We start from the raw sequence: 18,166 nt of genomic DNA, 5'->3' as shown, positions 1-18,166 counted from the left end.
TGTTTGGTCAACTGATTAAAACCTTTTGAGCTGTTTTTAAACTTAAAATGTTTCCCTTGGGAGCTCATAACATCGAATACATCTTTGCTGATATCAACACCAAAGATTTGATTATATTTAAACATAAGAAAATGTTTTTTGAAAGGACAATCTACTTTGCTTTCAACAACTTGAAATCGAGATCTAAAAGTCTCACAGAACTGAACGAAATTGAAGTAGAAAAAGAGAGGGGATTATCATTGTTGACGAGATCTCAGTCTCTACGGCTATATTAACCTTAATCCTCTCTTTTGTTCTTTCTAATTAATTAATGAAATAAAGATATTACAAACTTAAGATGGCTATAAGTAATTGCTACTACTCGCTTACCCTGAAAATTCCTGTGGAGTTTTCAGCTAGGTGTGTACTTGCAAAGTTTCGTGCTAACCCACACAACTACTCATAGCCGAGACCGATATAGTTATTAACTATATCCAATTGTTGTGCACAATTTGAAAAATGAATATGAAATTAACAATAGTGATACTATTTCTTCTTATCAACTTCCAACTTTTAGGGCAATCAAAAGTTGAATATGGATCTAATGATGGCCAATATTTAGAAGTTGGTAACACCAAAATATATTATGAACAATACGGTGAAGGCTCGCCTATCCTTTTATTACATGGTGGCATGGGGAGCATATCAAATTTCAATACAGTAATCCCTAATTTATCTAAACACTTTAAACTAATTGCAATTGATAGCCCAAGCCATGGCAGGTCTTACAGTATTGATTCTTTAAGTTATAACATACTAGCGGATTACGTTGTTAAAATAGTTGATAGTTTAAAATTAGAAAAAATTGCTATTGTTGGTTACAGCGATGGTGCAATTGTTGGAATGTTAGTAGCCGATAAAATCCCTAATAAAATAAACAAAATAGTATTTGGCGCAGGTGCATTGAGTCCACATGCTAGTAAACCAGAAGGGCTAAAAATGCTTCAAAATTTTAGTCCTGAAATACTTCCAGAGGAATATGCCGCTTCTTATAAAAAGAAATCACCAAATCCCGATCACTGGGAAGAGTTTGTTTACAATTCTAAAGAAATGTGGTTACAAGACATTTGGGTTCCTAAAGAAATTTTACCTAAACTAGATAGTAAGGTTTTGGTTCTTTTTGGGGATAGAGACCAATTTATTCCCTTAAATCACAGCATTGAAATATACAATGATTTGCCAAATGGTGAACTTTGCATTTTACCAAACACGGACCATGACATCTTCAATAACTCAAAAATAACAAATGACATCCTAATAAAGTTTTTGTCTGAAAATTGATATAAATAATTAATTAAAACTGTGTACAACACTGTATAAAATTAATTGCTAGTGCAAGCCTACTTAGGAATCCCGATAGTTATCGGGACTCGCGAATTTTCAGTTTGGTGTGTACCTGCTGACAGGCAGGCTTGCAAAGTTAGGTGCTATCCCGATAGCGATCGGGACACGCAACTGCTCATAGCCAAGACCGTTAGCGTTCATTTCATTGAATAAAAAAAATAGTATGATAAAAACTGTCACCTTTCTGGTTCTTGCAATTTTCTTTGTTTCATGTAATTCAAAATTGGGTCACCGAAATGCAGATTACATCATACAGAATGTCAAGATGTTTGATGGCGATGATGTTTATTCTAATTCAACGATCATTATTCACAATGGAAATATTCAAAAAATATACACGAGCCAAAATACTTCTTTCTCAGGGGAAAATGTGATTGATGGAAGAGGTTTGATGGTGATACCCGGACTAATAGACGCACATGTTCACCTCGAAACCATTAAGCAAGGTAAAGAAGCTGTAAAAGCAGGAATCCTTACGGTACTGGATATGGCCCATTTTTCTGATTCAATTATCCCATCTATTAAGGCACTTCGTAAATTGGGAGATTCATTAAATTATTTACCCTATTTCTATTCAGCTGGAAATCCGGTTACAGTACCCAATGGCCATGGGCTTCAATTTCATCCCTACAAAACCGTAAGTACGGTTGACGAATTGCCCTCATTTATTAAAAAAAGAGTCAACGAAGGCTCGGACTTTATAAAAATCATAATAGAAAGGCAAGGTGGAAAATTGTCCATCATTACTAATGAGATGATAGGTACTTCCATCAGATTGGCTAATGATCATGATCTTATGGCTGTGGCGCATATTTCGGAAAGATCATATGCCATAGAAGCTTCCAGAATGGGCATTGACGGCCTTTGCCATTTTTGGTACAAAAACTTTAAGTATGGAGATACTTCAAAAATATCAAAAGAAGAACTGGACATATTGATCAATAATCAGGTTTTTGTTATCCCCACTATAAGTATTTGGAAACAAATAGGAGAGCGATGGGGAGCTTTTGACATAGAATCTATGAAGGAAGAAATTGGCAAGGTCCATGAAGCAGGAATACCCATACTCGCTGGAACTGATGCTCCGGGTTTTGATATGAACTTCGGTGCGGTTTTACACGAGGAAATGCAATATCTTTCTGAATGTGGCATATCTAACCTTGATGTACTTAAAACAGCTACATCGAACGTTTCCAAAGCTTTTGGCTTGGGCGGCAAAGGATTTGTCAAAGAAGGAGGTTCCGCTGACTTATTACTGATTGACGGGGATCCCACAGAGGATATTTCAACCATTAGCGAAATAATAGGGATATGGAAGAAAGGGGTTAAGGTCAAACAATAAATGCATGAATTATAAACCGAACGCTAACACTGTATAAACGGCATTAAAACCATCGTTTATTCTAGACGTTGTACCCCATTCTAGCTATCGAACTACTAATATGAAACTTATTCCTATAAAAACACAATGGAATAAATGGGCTTTGCCAACTAAGGCTTCATATCCAGGAGTAAATTCTTAGTTATAAGTCAAATATTAAACCTTTGGAAATTTGGAGATTTCAAGCATTACACCTCATTAAAACTTATGGCCAATGGGCTGGGTATTCCTTCACCCAAAGAAGATATTGACGGAAGTATGGTCAGAGATGCTTATTACGAAGAAGATGATTTGGATCGCATAGTGGCTTATTGCGAATTAGATGTTATCACTTTAGCACAAGTCTTTTAAAGGCTGAGAAATGAACAGTTGTCGCAAGAGGCTGATATCATTCATATTTAGAATAATTCTTCCAGCCAGCTTGTGATTTCTCTTTCACAAAGAATACTTTTAAGTCACTCTGTCTAAATTAGGCTCATTGTCTTTAGGTGTATTGTGTTATCTTAGTTTCCATAAGTGAGATATAGTTATTAACTATATCCAATTGTTAGGCACAAGCGGGACTGAATGATAAACATAAATCTTACTAATGAACAATGAAAGCGGCACTATGCATAAGACATGGAAAACCTGATGGTATCAGAATAAGGAAAGTAAAAAAGCCGTCAGTACAAATGGACGAAATCTTGATTAAGATAGCCTGCACCACAGTAACAGCGGGCGATGTTGTGTTAAGAAAACAGTCTTTTCTTCAATTTATGTTGTTTTGGCCTTTGGCAAGATTATTTTTTGGGATAAAGAATCAACGTAAGAAAATTCTCGGGCATGAGTTTTCCGGTATTGTTGTATCGGTTGGTGACAAAGTTAGAAAGTTCAAAAATGGGGATGCTGTAATTGGTACAACTGGTTTCAAGGGAGGTGCCCATGCTGAATATATTTGTCTTTCAGAAGATGGTATTATGGCTTCAAAGCCCGAAAATTTAAGTTTTGAAGAAGCTGCTGCTTTACCGATTGGTGGAATATGCAGCTTACATTTTCTGAAGAAGGTGAATATTCAATCTGGAGATAAAATATTAATTTATGGTGCTTCTGGGAGTATTGGCACGTATGCAGTGCAAATAGCAAAATATTTTGGGGCAAAGGTTACGGGAGTTTGCAGCTCGACAAATATTGAGCTTGTAAAGTCAATGGGAGCAGATGCAGTTTTAGATTATACAAAACAAGACATATTGCAAACAAATGAAAAATACGATGCAATTTTCGATACAGTTGGAAAATTTCCAAAATCCAAAGCAAAAAAACTATTGAAAGAAAACGGGCGATATATTTCAACCCATTCTTCTCCTGTTGCAGAGAAACAGGAGTATTTGGATATGATTAGGAAACTTGCAGCAAAGGGTATTATCAAACCAATAATTGACAAAACATACACGCTGACAGAGATTCAACAAGCCCATGCCTACGTTGATACGAGGCGAAAAAAAGGTAATGTAGTTATTGCAGTAAATGAAATAAACAATAAAAACTAATATCATGAATTCAGTTAAATCAGTTCAGAAAACAGCAAGGTTTAGCGGATACTTATTTCTATTTAACCTTCTCATTCCCACATTAGGCTATGTATTTGTGCAATCCAAACTGTCTGTGGCAGGCAATCCATTGCTCACTTCAAATCAAATAATTGCTAACGAACAAGTATTTCGGTTTGGATTGCTTTCAGAATTTATCCTATCCATAGGGTTAATTCTTCTAGGGTATAGCCTGTATGTTATTCTAAAAAAAACAAATCCTTTCTTTTCAAAATTGGCCTTACTCTTAAAAACAACAGAAGCAACACTTATGGCGGTTGTTAGTTTATTGTCTTTTCTGGCGTTACAAATTTTAGTAAGCAATAGCCAAACGGGTGTTGACAATAAGTCTTTGGCAGGATTATTATTTAATCAACATGGAACTTTAAATTCCATCCCAATGATGTTTTTGGGAATTGAAATGGTGATTTTTAATTTTCTGTTCTACTCATCACGGATGATTCCCAGATGGATTGCCGTATTTGGAATAATCTCCTTTATATTAATATTCCTATTCTCAATTTGCTCTTTGATTGAACCGGAATTTGCTTCAATGCTATTCACCTTACCAAGCTTTATTTATGAGTTAATTATTGGCTTTTGGCTTATTATAAAAGGAGTTAAAGTTAATAATCAACTGTAAATTCTTAATCAAAAAAATCCAAGAATTATGAAACTAATATTAATTCTACTGTTATCAGTTGTAATAAACACTAGTTGTAAAAGAGATTACTCCAGTCAATATCCATATATACCACCTACAGATTTAAACGATGGCTTACAGGTTGATTCTATTAAAAGTGTGGGGATTGATGAAGAGCTGATTCGCAATGCAGTCGGGAGAGTTGATAACGGTAAATACGGTGAAATCCATTCCATGCTAATCTACAAGAACAATAATCTCGTTTTTGAAGATTATTACGAAGGACATCAATATCAATGGGATGCTCCCGGGCATTTCGGTGAATATGTCACCTGGAACAGGGATATGCAACATTGCATACATTCCGATACAAAAAGTATCGTTTCCCTATGTATTGGAATTGCAATTGATAAAGGATTCATTGGAAATGTTCACCAATCCATATTCGAATACCTACCTGATTATCAAAATTTTAATATAAACAACAAAGAATATATTACCATTGAACACCTTTTAACCATGACATCCGGTTTAAGGTGGGATGAATGGGGTGTTTCGCTGGGTTCTATAGAGAACGACCAAATAGGGATTTGGTTTTGGGAAGATGGCCCGATGGACTACGTTCTGAGTAGACAATTTGTTGCAGAACCGGGTACACGATTTAACTATTCTGGTGGTGATATTCAAATTCTAGTTGAAATACTGAAAAATGCCACAGGGATGAAACTGGATGAATTTTCGAAAAAATACCTGTTTGAACCATTAGAAATTACCACTTTTGATTGGTGGTTAAAATTTCCAAATGGTGGTGAAATTCAAGGTGCCGGTGGATTAAAACTTACACCTCGTGATATGGTAAAAATTGGAGCAATGATGCTAAACAAAGGGATTTGGGATGGAAACAGAATTGTATCAGAAAGCTGGGTTGAAAAATGCATTATTCCGTATTCAGGAAATACGGGTATAAAAATACCGGGAGAGGATTTAGGTAAAGTGGGATACGCATATAACTGGTGGACAAAGAGTTTTACATACAATAATGAAAATATCAATATGTTTTTTGCAGTTGGTTGGGGCGGTCAAAAAATCTTTATTTTACCTGAGTTGGATATGGTAGTTACATTTACGGGGGCTAATTATGATACGAATGTACACAACTTCAAGATTTTGAAGCGATTTATTTTACCGGCGATAAATTAAACCGCATGTGGACTTTTATACTAATAATATTATTTAAGCACATGACAAAAATTGCGTTTTATCGATATTTATCGCCAAACAAGCCCCAGTAATGAACATCTTTGCCCTTTCTGCATCAACAACGAACTGAGAAAAAAAGAAAACTTGATAAAAATTCAGATTGAGAATAAAACTGCCAGTGCCTAACATCGGCTATAGCAAATGCGGGCTGACTGCTTAAAAATTAAGATATTGCAATTAAATAACATTAGGTCTAGCGGACAAAGATTTGGTTTTAAAATCCCGCACTTGCCATAGCCTGCCCGTTATGTTGTATTACTACAATTCAGCATGTGATAAGAAAAAAATTATAATAGGTTTAAAAAACACTATAATAGAATGTTGAACTTTAAAACCCTCTCAATTATGTCTTGTAAACCTAAATATTTAACAAAAGTATCCTTTTTACTTTTCTTTATGATCTTTGCTCAATCCGCAATGGCACAAGATGGGACCATCTACTCGCTTGAAGCTCCAGAAGAACCGAATGCCATTCTTCTTGGCACAGGAGGTGTGGATAATCAACCAGCTTCAGAAACCTGGTTCAGACAGTGGGGCGATCCCATGGCCAGGAACATTATAACCGCGACCCTGACACCCTTCATCCCGGAACCTGGAAAGGCAAATGGTGCGGCAGTGATCGTAGCACCGGGTGGTGGTTTCCGGTGGCTTTCACTTGGGAATGAAGGCTGGGAAGTCGCCGAAGCATTAAAAGCACAAGGTATAGCGGCGTTTGTACTGAAGTACAGGCTCCATCCTACACCAGAATCACTTGAGGACTTCACAGCGTGGATGAATCGTCCCCGCACACCACCACCTGCAGAGACCTCCGAAGAGGGTGAGGAAGCAGCCGCTCCTCCACGACGACCAAGATGGGATCTTTCCAATCAGTTGGAGGATGCTGAAGCAGCTTATGCGATGATCCTTGACCGCGCGGAAGAATGGGGTGTGGATACCGACAGAATTGGCATGATCGGCTTTTCAGCCGGTGCAGGTCTGACGATGCATTCAACCATGAATTCTGAAACCATGAAACTGGCCTTCATAGGCCCTATTTACGGAGGTATGGGCCCTGTGGAAGTGCCTGAGGGTGCTCCACCCATGTTTGCCGTCATTGCCACGGACGATTTTCTCTTTAGGGGGCAGTTTGGTGTCATTGATTCATGGTACAAGGCAGGTATACCTGTAGAGTTTCATCTTTACCAAAATGGTGGTCACGGTTTTGGCCTGGGAAATCCCAACCGAACTAGCAATCGTTGGTTTGATGCTTTTATTCACTGGTTAGATGTCAATGGATTTCTTGCAGCCAAGTCGGGAGAGTGATAAGAGGTTGCCTAACAATAGTAAAGTGGGGAATTGATTCCAGGAACTATTAAATATCTAACGTTACAAACTACGTACAACTAAATTATTTTTTTTGAACGAATAAACACCACATAACAAAATGTATAAGTAATGGCAGGGTAAGTGTTAAATTTTAAGGTTTGTAACCCGCTCAAACTGCATAGCGGTTTGACAGGAAAGAAGCCCGCAACCTACCACTACCCATACAATTTACCGTTAGTGACAATTGGAGCTTCGGTATTAGTCCTGTATATTATACGAATATTGAAGGAATTGCTGTTGAATTGAAAGATAACTTTTTGGCTATATTAAAAAAAGGTGAAGATGGCATTTGGAGACTTCACCGAGAGGTAGCGTCATCACATGTAATTGAGGGAAAAGAATAAATTTAAAAGACAGAAGAAATGCTGGATCTCAACTACTTACTAAACCGTTAGTCAGAATTTAAATGACATCCTATGCTCGGCAAGATTTGGATAGTTTTTGGAATGTTCTTTTCAATTGTTAGTTTTTTTCCTTTAATAAACTCAACACATTGGATTTTTAGAATATTCGACTTTATTAGGCTTCAACTTAGTGTAATTCTTTTATTTCTCCTACTAGCGAGACCTTTTCTATCAGTTAGCAATTCAATTATTGGATTACTTACTATATTTTTAATTGCAATATCTTTTGTTTATCAATTGTCAATTATACTGCCCTACTTCCCAAAAAGTAAAAACAAAAGCATAACACCAAAACACAACATAGTAGCTATATGTATAAATGTGAAGCAGGAAAATCAGGACTACGAAAGACTTATAAGGGTCGTTAAAAGTGTTCAGCCAGACATTTTGTTAACCATAGAAACTAATAAAAAATGGGAGCAAAACCTTAAGGAAATAGAAGGTGACTTTAGTAATATTATTCGTGTTCCAAAAGACAATAGGTATGGAATGCATCTTTATACAAAATTGGACTTGAAAGATTTTAACATCCATTATCTTATCTCTAAAGAGCATCCATCTATTGAAGTTAAATTAACTGATTCCAAAAAGGATGATTTTATTTTTTGGGGTATTCATCCACCTCCCCCCAGTCCCACTGAAAAACCTACATCTAAACAAAAAGATGCCGAACTGATGAAAGTTGCAAAGCTTGCCAGAAAGAGTATGACACCAATGATTGTTTCGGGAGACTTCAACAATGTTTCCTGGTCTAAGGCGTCCAGATTATTTAGCAAAATATCTAACCTAAAAGATGCAAGAATTAATAGGGGGATATACTCAACATTTCCTGCAAACCTTCTGATATTCGGGTTTCCAATCGACCTTCTTTTTCATTCTAACACAGTAACGGTAAATAAGATCAAAGTATTAACCTCAATAGGTTCTGATCATTTACCGCTTCAATTTATGTTTCACATTAATAGTAAGGTGGATACTAATAAAGAATTAAATAGCAATTTGAAAAGCTTAGCAAATCAAAAAATAATGGAAGGAAAAGAAGCTGCAAAGAATGAAAACTGAAAAAACATTTGCTAGTAACGCCTATAATTCGTCACGCCATGGCGTGACGAAATCATGGCCAAAACCTTGTGTGCAACTAAAAGTAACCAAATGAAAAAATTAGTAACCTTATTATCAATTGTATTGCTAGCCAGTAACTTGTTATTTGGTCAATTGGAAGATTATACAATTCACAATAACCTCTCTTATTTAAGCAAGGAATCAATTTCAAATGATAGTCTTCAAAGATTAAACTTAGTCTTGCCCACAAAAGGGGATAAATATCCGATACTGATATGGATAGGAGGAGGAGCATGGTCGTATGTTGATAGAAAACAAGAAATGGACCTCGCAAAAAAGTTTGCGAAAAATGGAATAGCTGTGGCAAGTATAGGCCACCGTTTAAGTCCGGCTATATGGCGGGATTCAACTTTAAATACAGGGATCCAGCATCCAAAACATATTGAAGATGTGGCAGCTTCCGTCAAATGGTTGTATGAAAATGCTGATAAATATGGATATGATAGGGATGGATTTTTTATCGGTGGGTTTTCTTCAGGAGCTCATCTATCCGCATTAATAAGTTTGGATAGCACCTATCTAAAACAAGTTGGACTTTCTCATAAATTATTTAAAGGAATAATTCCAGTTTCAGGGGCATACGATATAATTGACTATCATAACGTACTTTTAAACAGTGACAGACCTGAACTTGCCAAACTTCATGTAGAAGCTGTTTTTGGCGATGAAAAGGAGGACTTTAGAAAAGCATCACCTATTACCTATCTTCATAACTTATCGGTTCCCATCTTATTGATTAGTGACAATAATGTATATAACTACTCAAGAATTTTTGAGGAAAGAGTTCGAACAACTGAATTTAGAGATATGCAAGTTGTTTATTCTTATCACTTATCGCATGGAGAACTTTGGAGAAACTTATCTTACGATGAAGAAAGTATATACCGGGAGATAATGATAAATTTTATTGAAACAAACTTATAAATGGAAAGAAGCACACAATACTGTATTACCGGCATTGGCAAACGCCAATTATACAGGACAGTTATTACACGCAGATCATATAAAACATATTTATTGCGCTATTATTACAACCTGGCTCCAGTTTAATTGTACTTTAATTGAATATATACGGGGAAATGGTCACTATACCCCCCTTTATATTTTTGACCTACGTAAGTTCTAAAAGGGTTTCCTGCATATTTGCCATCCCATTCCCTGAGCTGGTGGTCGTCAAAAATATTGGCATGCGCAAAACTATGCGTACCTTTTTCATAATTAAAAAAACTATGTGATACGAGAATCTGATCGAAAAGAGACCAGCTTCTTCTGTAGTTGGCACTACCCCTTTCAGGAGTCCAAAGTTTTTCCATGGGATTGTATAAATCTTTAGCTTCAACCAAAGTGCGGATGCTTAGCGCATCCGGACTATCATTAAAATCCCCCATGATAATATAGTTAGGATTTGAATATTTCTTTTCAATTTCCGTCATATAATCCCTAATGGTCTCGGCAGCTTTTATTCTTTTATAATCTGTTTCAATATCTCCGTCTCTTCGTGATGGCCAGTGATTCACAAAAACATGGATATCCTCCCCATTTAAAACACCGTGTATATAGAGTATATCTCGTGTTGTATCTCTTTCTCCTGCTTCATTGAAAATGAGCAAAGGGATAGGTTTAGAATGCAAGACACTAAAATTAGATTTTAGATACAACAAAGCGGTATCAATTCCTCTTTCATCGGGAGAATCGTAGTGAACGTAATCGTAATCTTCGTTTTTTAAAGCCCCTGCAGAAAGAAGATCCTTAATAACCCCTTCATTTTCCACTTCCGCCACACCTACCAGTACAGGTGTCTTTTTGGTGGTTTGAACTCCAATTCTGGAAATGGTATTCGCTAGTTTGAGAAGCTTCTTTTTATATCTCCTTTTGGTCCATTTCTTTTTTCCATTAGGGGTGAAATCTGTATCAAGAGTATTTTGATCATCGCCAACATCAAACAAATTTTCCAAATTATAGAAGACAATGGTATGAACGTTTTTAGGTTTCTTTCTTTGCAGAAATGAAAAATTCATAAATTTTTCTTTAGGTTTTCAAAATTACGAAAATCACTTGGCTTCAATTACTTAGATTTGCACTTTAATTAGTCAGATGTTAGAGAAGCAGAATATTGAATATGAGAAAGCAGTTCTGGTTGGTGTTATTAATAAAACGCAGAATGAAGAGAAGGTAAAGGAATATCTTGATGAACTTGAATTTCTTACCTACACCGCCGGTGGACAGGTAATGAAGCGTTTTGTACAACGCGTAGATTTGCCAAACCCCAAAACATATATTGGCAGTGGCAAAATTCAGGAAATAGCGTCTTACGTAGATGAAAACGAAATAGGTTCTGTCATATTTGACGATGAACTTTCGGCCGTTCAGCAACGTAATATTGAGAAGATACTTCGTTGCAAAATACTGGACAGAACCGGGTTGATCCTGGATATTTTTGCACAAAGAGCCAAAACCAGCTATGCCCGCACACAGGTAGAGCTTGCACAATATGAATATTTATTACCGCGCCTGACAGGTTTATGGACACACCTGGAAAGACAAAGAGGAGGGATTGGGATGAGAGGTCCGGGAGAGACTGAAATTGAAACGGACCGCCGGATAGTCCGGGACAGAATAGCTCTGCTTAAAAAGAAATTGACTAAGATAGATCGCCAAATGGGTACCCAACGGGGAAATAGGGGAGCCCTGGTAAGAGTAGCCCTTGTAGGATACACAAATGTTGGTAAATCTACACTTATGAACGTAATCAGCAAAAGTCAGGTTTTTGCTGAGGACAAATTATTTGCGACTTTAGACACGACTGTCAGAAAGGTCGTACTGGGTAATTTGCCTTTTTTACTCACAGATACCGTTGGCTTCATACGTAAATTGCCTACGCAATTGGTTGAGAGTTTTAAAAGCACCTTGGATGAAGTCAGAGAAGCCGATTTACTGCTCCACATTGTAGATATTTCACACCCGAATTTTGAGGATCATATTAGTTCAGTAAATCAAATATTGAACGAGATTGGATCTGCTGATAAGAAAACAATAATGGTCTTTAATAAAATTGATCTCTATACCCATGAAATTTTGGAAGAAGATGATCTAATGACCGAAAGGACTTCAAAGCACTTTACAATTGATGAATGGAAACAGACCTGGATGCAGAAGTTAGGTGATAATGTCCTGTTTATTTCCGCCCTGAAGAAAGAGAATCTGGATGAGTTTCGTAAAAAAGTATATGACGCAGTCAGGGAAATCCATATTTCAAGATTCCCGTACAACAATTTTCTTTATCCGGAACATCTGGATGAATATTAATTAAATTTTATTGCCCTTTTTGAATGAATATTGGAAACTTCGGGTAAATTATTCCCGCATAAATCAAAGTTGAAAGGTCATTCAACCGACAACTTGTACACTTCATATTTTTCACAACATTAAAACTCCACTTCACAACAATAATTTAGAGGTTACAAGGAACCGTACTACATTTACATTGTATTTAAGTGATAGTGTTTAACCCCAAATCAAAGCATTACTTAATTTAAGTGTTATTCATCCCAGTTTTAATTGGGACGACAGATCCCAAATCGGCACTTAACCAAAGAATTAGATTAATAAACCAAGTTTTACAAACCTACTTTTCTTAAAAAGCCTCAACAAAAATGTTGAGGCTTTTTTATTGAAATTTACAATATGATCCGTTCCCCGGATAACCAATAAATTCAAAAAAGACATGTCCGGAGAATTTAATTAATGGAATTATACGGAAAATTATAAATAGGACTATGTATTTCATCCCGATAATTAAACCACTCATATTTTTCACAACATTAAGCGCTGGATTCACAACATATTTTATGATCGAATTGCTTGCCGACATATCTTTACATCGTAATTAAGTGATAGTGTTCAACCCCAAATCTAACCCTGAACTTAATTTTAAGTATTCGATTCCCCAAATCGTATCTTAACCATAATACAAATCAATAAATCAAATTTTACCCGCCTGCTTAACTAAAAAACCCCGCACTTCAGTGCGGGGTTTTTTAGTTGTAAACCTTCCTGGCTATTAAAATTTATAGCTTAACCCTAAGGTATAATACGTCTGAAGATCGTTATCAATACTATCAAAAGTTGCATTTGGGTCTCCCAAGGTATTAATTGCATAGTTAAGGGCCTCTTGTTTATTATCTCTCAGGCCAAAATCAAACCCTATCCCTATTTTTTTCCATAAAGTATAACTAAAGGAGTTAGTCCAGGTCCAGTTAGACAAATCAGAACTCTCATAACTTGCGAATAAAGACAAGTTTGTTTTAAAGTTAATGGGTCCTAATTCCTTACTGTAATCGGCTACGATTTTTGCACCAAAAGAGGATTCGAAAATTGTATCTCCACTACTAAAAACAAAGTTGTAGTTCAATGGATGGATCACCACAAAGAGGTCTTTAACCGGAGTCCAGGTTGCACCAACACCAAGATCCAGATAACCAGGATCATTAAAGTTACTTAAAATGGTAGTTCTGTATTCCGCAAGGCCGGATAAAGCAAATTTTTCGCTTAGCTTTCGACCATATAATGTTGATATATTAAAGACATCCGTCGCCTGCCTAAAGCCATTTTGATCATCAGGATCGTCTTTATCATCAAATTTTACCCAGTTAAGATTCAGAGTTAAGGCATTCCTCCAAAAGTATTTGCTTTCATCCCTATTGGCAAAACCATTAACCGTAAAACCAATTGTACCTGCTGAGTTATTTGGGGTCTCCTGCGCATACCAATTATTAAAACCGGAAAAACTCCCGCCTATCGTTCCGAAAGCCCCAACTTTCCAACCCGGCAAAGCATCAATCTGATCCTGGATAGCATCTACCCGCCCCTGAAGGGCATCAATAGAATCCTTTTTATTTGCCATGGCGGCCTTTAATTCTTCTTCAGTCTGAGCAAAAGAATTGTAACCCGTAGCTATAAGAGCCAATATTAAAACTAATCTTTTCATAATGCTTAGTGTTTTGTGTTAAGAGCGGCAAATGTAAGGATTGTTAAAAAATCAACAAAATGCATTTATTTCCTCTTAAACAAAGGAACTGAAGAACAGGCTTCCCCATACATTATACTTTTTGCCACCGGTTGAAGTTTAATAGTTGCCCAAAGATAGGCGTTTGGAGGGATTGGTTTATTAGTACATCCCTTTATTATTACAGGTTTGTCTTTAAAATCGGAGACATTCATTTTTTCAATTATCTCCTGAAAAAGGATGGTCTCCAAATCTTCCAGAGAACCCAGGACTACTTTCTTTGCATGTGGTTGCAGTTTTGTAGAGATTAGCATGTACGCCCATCCCGGAATTATAGCCTCTGTGGAGCAATATAAAGCAACATACGCATCTTCATACTGTGCCCAATTATGTTCTGAGATTTGGTTTCTAAAATCCTTCTCTTTTAGTATAAGTCCCTGAAATAGCCAGTCCTTTATGTCAATTTGTAGCCTGGTCCCCTTAGGATAGAATTCTTCTAAATCCAGGGTCACCAGCTTACTTTGGGCTACGCGATTTACTATTTCAGACATATTTGAGAGGTGTTCTAAAGCAATACATTAAAGAAGACCCAATTCCAGTTTGGCTTCTTCACTCATTAGATCTTGTGTCCACGGTGGATCGAAGGTAATTTCAACTTCTGCACCTTTAACAAGGTCAAGAGATTTTACCTTTTCTTCAACCTCAACCGGCAGGGTTTCAGCCACCGGGCAATTTGGTGAGGTTAGCGTCATCAATATTTTCACATCCTTGTCTTCATTAACAAAAACATCATAGATTAAGCCTAGTTCGTAAATATCTACAGGAATCTCAGGGTCATAAATCGTCTTGAGAACAGTTACTATTTTCTCTCCCAGTTCCTGCGTATTAATAGCTGTTTCACTCATGTCTCACAAATTAATTATTTAATTCAATTGTGTTTGGTACGCAATAGCATACAATTTCAATTGCTTTATCATACTAACCAGGCCATTGGCCCTGGTAGGAGATAAATGATCCTTAAGTCCTATTTTATCAATGAAATCCGTATTTGCTTCAATAATATCTTTTGGTTTTTGATTGCTAAAAGCTCTAATTAAAATAGCAATAATTCCTTTAGTAATAATGGCATCGCTATCGGCTGTAAAAACCAGCTTGTCCCCCTCCAACTCCGCATGCACCCATACCTTGCTCTGACAACCTTTAATTATATTATCTTCCGTTTTATATTGCTCTTCTATTAAAGGAAGTGATTTTCCCAGCTCAATCATATATTCATACCGCTGCATCCAGTCATCAAACATGGAAAACTCTTCTACAATTTCATTTTGAATTTCTTCAATACTCATAAAAACATTTTCAGCGAAAATACGATAAGTATCAGTGCTTTTCAATAGTTTGGGAAAATGATAACAAGCTGTATTTAGCTCAACATCTGTACGGCTTTTTTTACGCCTTCTACAAGAATGTCTGCTTCATCTTTGGTGTTATAAAAGCTAAAACTCGCCCTAATTGTTCCCGGTATATTGAAATAATCCATAACCGGTTGCGCACAATGATGCCCGGTCCTGACCGCAATTCCTAATTTATCGAGGATCGTCCCTATATCATAAGGGTGAATCCCTTCGACATTAAAAGAAATCACCGATGTTTTATGTTGGGAAGTTCCATATATTTTTAGCCCCTGGATTGCCATAAGTTTTTCAGTAGCATATTCAAGGAGCTCTTTTTCATAGCTTGCAATGGCATCATAACCCAAAGAATTCATGTAATCAATCGCTGCCCCGAAAGCAATCCCGCCAGATATATTTGGAGTTCCTGCCTCAAACTTGTGTGGTAAATCGGCATAGGTCGTTTTTTCAAACGTAACCTCTGCTATCATCTCTCCCCCTCCCTGATAGGGTGGTAATTTTGTCAGCCATTCTTCCTTTCCATATAAAATCCCTACACCTGTTGGCCCACAAATCTTATGCGCAGAAACTGTATAAAAATCTACATTCAGCTCCTGAACATCAATTTTAATATGAGGTGCAGCCTGAGCTCCGTCAATTAAAACAGCAGCATCAACTTCATGTGCCAAGGAAATGATCCGTTCTATTGGATTTATTGTGCCCAGTGCATTTGAAACATGATTACAAACTACCAATTTAGTTTTCTTCGAAAGCAATTTAGCATAATCCTCTGTTAGGAGTTCTCCCTCATGATTCATTGGAATTACTTTTAAAACTGCCCCTGTTCGTTCACATAACATTTGCCATGGAACTATATTGGAGTGATGTTCCATAGCAGATACCAATAACTCATCGCCCTTTTTTAAAAAAGATGTAAAGCCATTTGCCACAAGGTTAATACTGTCTGTTGTACCTGAAGTAAAGATTATTTCATATGGTTGAACAGCATTTATATGTTTTTGAATTTTTATACGGGCGTTTTCGTAAGAATCAGTAGCCTCCTGAGATAAACTATGAACCCCCCTGTGGATATTTGCATTATATCGGGAATAATAATCTACAATTGTATTTATGACTTGTTTTGGGGTCTGTGAGGTAGCAGCATTATCCAGATAAACCAAAGGATATCCGTTAACTTTCCTTTTAAGAATAGGAAAGTCCTCACGAATAGTTTCTATATCCAATTTAGTTGTAATCATAAGACCAGTATCCCTTTCCGATCAAGAAATTATTAAAGATCAAATCCCAGTTGAACACCCAGTTTATTAGCAATAAGCTTATTAATTCTCATTTTCAATTCAGGAATCCGAACACTTTCCAACACATTATTTGCAAATGCATACATTAACAGGGCTGCAGCTTCTTTTTTTGGTATTCCCCTGGTTTGCAGATAAAATAAGGCCTCTTCATCCAATTGTCCAATGGTGCAACCGTGAGAACACTTAACATCATCTGCAAAGATCTCCAATTGCGGTTTGGTATTTATTGTTGCCTTGTCGCTAATCAAAATATTATTATTCTGTTGAAAAGCATTGGTCTTTTGAGCAATCTTATCCACTATGATTTTACCATTGAATACTCCAACAGACTTTTCCCCATAAATTCCTTTATAATCCTGGTGACTCTCACAATTAGGTTCCCTGTGATGTACCAGAGTATGATGGTCTACATGTTGTTTTTCACCTAGTATTGTTACCCCTTTCATGGTAGAATCAATATATTCCCCATTTTGGTAATAATTAAGATTATTCCTGGTTAATTTTCCTCCAAAGGAAAAAGTGTGGACCTTCACCGTGCTATTGCCCTTTTGAGAAATGTAGGTGTTATCTATTAAGGAAGCATTTTTAAGATCATTTTGAACTTTGTAATAGTCTACAATAGCATTCTTTGCCGCAAAAATCTCGGTAACCGAATTTGTCAATATCTCATTTGAAGTAAGACTTTGATGCCGCTCAATTATCTGAAGTTCCGCATTTTCTTCCGCAATAATTAAGTTGCGGGGTTGCAGTAACAACGTAGCCTCATTACCTGTTGCAAAATGTAATATTTCTATAGGCTTTTTGGGTATTTTATTTTTAGGAATATAAATATAGGCGCCTTCTTTGCTAAATGCTGTATTTAATGTGGTAAGCGATTCTTCCTTTGAGGCTACTTTATTAAAATAAACATCTATTATCTGTTTATACATTGGCTTGCTCAAAGCCGCGCTCATAAGGCAAATATCCACACCGTCATGTGTAGTTTCAGACAGGAATGAACTGTACACCCCATCAATAAATACAATTTTATAGGTATCTATCTCATGCAGAAAATATCGCTTTACATCTTTGTATTCCAATGCATCTATATGTTTTGGAAAGATGCTGAAATCTATTTTCTTTAATGCGTTCAAGGAAGTGTACTTCCAGGCTTCTTGTTTTTTATCGGGAAAACCTTTGAGTTCAAAGTTTTTAATTGCTTCCGAGCGTATATCATGAACCGGATGATCTACGTCTACATTGTTTTCAAATGCCAGGAAAGAAGAAACCAGTTTATCCTTTAAATCCATAATTTTGTTTTCTTTTTATTGTCAAAATAATAATACCCG

Annotated in this window: 17 protein-coding genes and 1 pseudogene; 10 read left to right on the top strand and 8 right to left on the bottom strand. The window is 36.5% G+C overall.

Annotated elements, in window-relative coordinates; all coding sequences use genetic code 11:
* Positions 1 to 504 precede the first annotated feature (504 nt).
* From G504_RS18840 to G504_RS0114830, 6 genes and pseudogenes are all read left to right on the top strand, one after another.
* On the top strand, positions 505 to 1,320 hold the full coding sequence (locus tag G504_RS18840; RefSeq protein WP_169336921.1) for an alpha/beta fold hydrolase: 816 nt from the start codon (positions 505 to 507) through the stop codon (positions 1,318 to 1,320).
* A 226-nt stretch (positions 1,321 to 1,546) separates the two neighbouring features.
* Positions 1,547 to 2,725, top strand: coding sequence for an amidohydrolase family protein (locus tag G504_RS18835; protein WP_019670986.1), 1,179 nt, complete (start codon positions 1,547 to 1,549; stop codon positions 2,723 to 2,725).
* Positions 2,726 to 2,920: 195 nt separating this feature from the next.
* Positions 2,921 to 3,115: pseudogene (locus tag G504_RS19535) on the top strand (3'-5' exonuclease); the annotation flags it as partial.
* 245 nt (positions 3,116 to 3,360) lie between these two features.
* On the top strand, positions 3,361 to 4,293 hold the full coding sequence (locus G504_RS0114840) for an NAD(P)-dependent alcohol dehydrogenase (protein ID WP_019670984.1): 933 nt from the start codon (positions 3,361 to 3,363) through the stop codon (positions 4,291 to 4,293).
* A gap of 4 nt (positions 4,294 to 4,297) precedes the next feature.
* Positions 4,298 to 4,975 carry a DUF4386 domain-containing protein gene (locus G504_RS0114835; RefSeq protein WP_019670983.1) on the top strand — a complete coding sequence of 226 codons (678 nt, stop codon included), beginning with the start codon at positions 4,298 to 4,300 and terminating at the stop codon, positions 4,973 to 4,975.
* A gap of 27 nt (positions 4,976 to 5,002) precedes the next feature.
* Positions 5,003 to 6,175, top strand: coding sequence for a serine hydrolase domain-containing protein (locus G504_RS0114830; RefSeq protein ID WP_019670982.1), 1,173 nt, complete (start codon positions 5,003 to 5,005; stop codon positions 6,173 to 6,175).
* Between the two features lie 560 nt (positions 6,176 to 6,735).
* Here the strand turns inward: G504_RS0114830 and G504_RS19910 are convergent.
* The gene (locus G504_RS19910; protein WP_205619674.1) at positions 6,736 to 6,999 is read right to left on the bottom strand and encodes a hypothetical protein; all 264 of its coding nucleotides are present in this window, start codon (positions 6,997 to 6,999) and stop codon (positions 6,736 to 6,738) included.
* Between the two features lie 7 nt (positions 7,000 to 7,006).
* Here G504_RS19910 and G504_RS19905 point away from each other — a divergent pair, with 7 nt between their 5' ends.
* From G504_RS19905 to G504_RS0114810, 3 genes are all read left to right on the top strand, one after another.
* Positions 7,007 to 7,537 carry an alpha/beta hydrolase gene (locus tag G504_RS19905; protein WP_205619673.1) on the top strand — a complete coding sequence of 177 codons (531 nt, stop codon included), beginning with the start codon at positions 7,007 to 7,009 and terminating at the stop codon, positions 7,535 to 7,537.
* A 509-nt stretch (positions 7,538 to 8,046) separates the two neighbouring features.
* Positions 8,047 to 9,066 carry an endonuclease/exonuclease/phosphatase family protein gene (locus tag G504_RS18830; RefSeq protein WP_169336920.1) on the top strand — a complete coding sequence of 340 codons (1,020 nt, stop codon included), beginning with the start codon at positions 8,047 to 8,049 and terminating at the stop codon, positions 9,064 to 9,066.
* A 90-nt stretch (positions 9,067 to 9,156) separates the two neighbouring features.
* Positions 9,157 to 10,050: an alpha/beta hydrolase gene (locus G504_RS0114810; protein WP_169336919.1), complete on the top strand. Its 894-nt coding sequence runs from the start codon at positions 9,157 to 9,159 to the stop codon at positions 10,048 to 10,050.
* Between the two features lie 122 nt (positions 10,051 to 10,172).
* On the opposite strand, the gene G504_RS0114800 is transcribed toward G504_RS0114810, so the two are convergent.
* On the bottom strand, positions 10,173 to 11,144 hold the full coding sequence (locus G504_RS0114800) for an endonuclease/exonuclease/phosphatase family protein (RefSeq protein ID WP_019670976.1): 972 nt from the start codon (positions 11,142 to 11,144) through the stop codon (positions 10,173 to 10,175).
* 76 nt (positions 11,145 to 11,220) lie between these two features.
* On the opposite strand from G504_RS0114800, the gene hflX reads away from it, so the two are divergent.
* The gene (gene hflX, locus G504_RS0114795; RefSeq protein ID WP_019670975.1) at positions 11,221 to 12,432 is read left to right on the top strand and encodes a GTPase HflX; all 1,212 of its coding nucleotides are present in this window, start codon (positions 11,221 to 11,223) and stop codon (positions 12,430 to 12,432) included.
* Between the two features lie 754 nt (positions 12,433 to 13,186).
* On the opposite strand, the gene G504_RS0114790 is transcribed toward hflX, so the two are convergent.
* The 6 genes from G504_RS0114790 to sufD all read right to left on the bottom strand — a co-directional run bounded on the left by G504_RS0114790 (position 13,187) and on the right by sufD (position 18,127).
* The gene (locus G504_RS0114790; RefSeq protein ID WP_019670974.1) at positions 13,187 to 14,113 is read right to left on the bottom strand and encodes a DUF3078 domain-containing protein; all 927 of its coding nucleotides are present in this window, start codon (positions 14,111 to 14,113) and stop codon (positions 13,187 to 13,189) included.
* A gap of 65 nt (positions 14,114 to 14,178) precedes the next feature.
* The gene (locus tag G504_RS0114785; RefSeq protein WP_019670973.1) at positions 14,179 to 14,682 is read right to left on the bottom strand and encodes a DUF2480 family protein; all 504 of its coding nucleotides are present in this window, start codon (positions 14,680 to 14,682) and stop codon (positions 14,179 to 14,181) included.
* A 27-nt stretch (positions 14,683 to 14,709) separates the two neighbouring features.
* Positions 14,710 to 15,036, bottom strand: coding sequence for a DUF59 domain-containing protein (locus tag G504_RS0114780; protein WP_019670972.1), 327 nt, complete (start codon positions 15,034 to 15,036; stop codon positions 14,710 to 14,712).
* Positions 15,037 to 15,054: 18 nt separating this feature from the next.
* Complete coding sequence (locus G504_RS0114775; RefSeq protein ID WP_019670971.1) at positions 15,055 to 15,477, bottom strand: SufE family protein; 423 nt, start codon at positions 15,475 to 15,477, stop codon at positions 15,055 to 15,057.
* Between the two features lie 74 nt (positions 15,478 to 15,551).
* Positions 15,552 to 16,778: an aminotransferase class V-fold PLP-dependent enzyme gene (locus G504_RS0114770; protein ID WP_019670970.1), complete on the bottom strand. Its 1,227-nt coding sequence runs from the start codon at positions 16,776 to 16,778 to the stop codon at positions 15,552 to 15,554.
* 32 nt (positions 16,779 to 16,810) lie between these two features.
* The gene (gene sufD, locus G504_RS0114765; protein WP_019670969.1) at positions 16,811 to 18,127 is read right to left on the bottom strand and encodes a Fe-S cluster assembly protein SufD; all 1,317 of its coding nucleotides are present in this window, start codon (positions 18,125 to 18,127) and stop codon (positions 16,811 to 16,813) included.
* Positions 18,128 to 18,166: the final 39 nt, after the last annotated feature.

The sequence above is a fragment of the Eudoraea adriatica DSM 19308 genome (assembly GCF_000382125.1).
Classification (GTDB): domain Bacteria; phylum Bacteroidota; class Bacteroidia; order Flavobacteriales; family Flavobacteriaceae; genus Eudoraea; species Eudoraea adriatica.
The sequence above is the reverse complement of the archived record's forward strand: the minus strand, read 5'-3'. Positions and strand labels throughout refer to the sequence as shown.

Bases quoted from the DNA above. Each gene is read 5' to 3' on its own strand.
- hflX (WP_019670975.1), top strand. From the start codon at position 11,221: ATGTTAGAGAAGCAGAATATTGAATATGAGAAAGCAGTTCTGGTTGGT.
- G504_RS18830 (WP_169336920.1), top strand. From the start codon at position 8,047: ATGTTCTTTTCAATTGTTAGTTTTTTTCCTTTAATAAACTCAACACAT.
- G504_RS0114835 (WP_019670983.1), top strand. From the start codon at position 4,298: ATGAATTCAGTTAAATCAGTTCAGAAAACAGCAAGGTTTAGCGGATAC.
- G504_RS19905 (WP_205619673.1), top strand. From the start codon at position 7,007: ATGAATCGTCCCCGCACACCACCACCTGCAGAGACCTCCGAAGAGGGT.
- G504_RS18840 (WP_169336921.1), top strand. From the start codon at position 505: ATGAAATTAACAATAGTGATACTATTTCTTCTTATCAACTTCCAACTT.
- G504_RS0114840 (WP_019670984.1), top strand. From the start codon at position 3,361: ATGAAAGCGGCACTATGCATAAGACATGGAAAACCTGATGGTATCAGA.
- G504_RS0114810 (WP_169336919.1), top strand. From the start codon at position 9,157: ATGAAAAAATTAGTAACCTTATTATCAATTGTATTGCTAGCCAGTAAC.
- G504_RS0114830 (WP_019670982.1), top strand. From the start codon at position 5,003: ATGAAACTAATATTAATTCTACTGTTATCAGTTGTAATAAACACTAGT.
- G504_RS0114785 (WP_019670973.1), bottom strand. From the start codon at position 14,682: ATGTCTGAAATAGTAAATCGCGTAGCCCAAAGTAAGCTGGTGACCCTG.
- G504_RS0114770 (WP_019670970.1), bottom strand. From the start codon at position 16,778: ATGATTACAACTAAATTGGATATAGAAACTATTCGTGAGGACTTTCCT.
- G504_RS18835 (WP_019670986.1), top strand. From the start codon at position 1,547: ATGATAAAAACTGTCACCTTTCTGGTTCTTGCAATTTTCTTTGTTTCA.
- G504_RS0114800 (WP_019670976.1), bottom strand. From the start codon at position 11,144: ATGAATTTTTCATTTCTGCAAAGAAAGAAACCTAAAAACGTTCATACC.
- G504_RS0114780 (WP_019670972.1), bottom strand. From the start codon at position 15,036: ATGAGTGAAACAGCTATTAATACGCAGGAACTGGGAGAGAAAATAGTA.
- G504_RS0114775 (WP_019670971.1), bottom strand. From the start codon at position 15,477: ATGAGTATTGAAGAAATTCAAAATGAAATTGTAGAAGAGTTTTCCATG.
- G504_RS0114790 (WP_019670974.1), bottom strand. From the start codon at position 14,113: ATGAAAAGATTAGTTTTAATATTGGCTCTTATAGCTACGGGTTACAAT.
- sufD (WP_019670969.1), bottom strand. From the start codon at position 18,127: ATGGATTTAAAGGATAAACTGGTTTCTTCTTTCCTGGCATTTGAAAAC.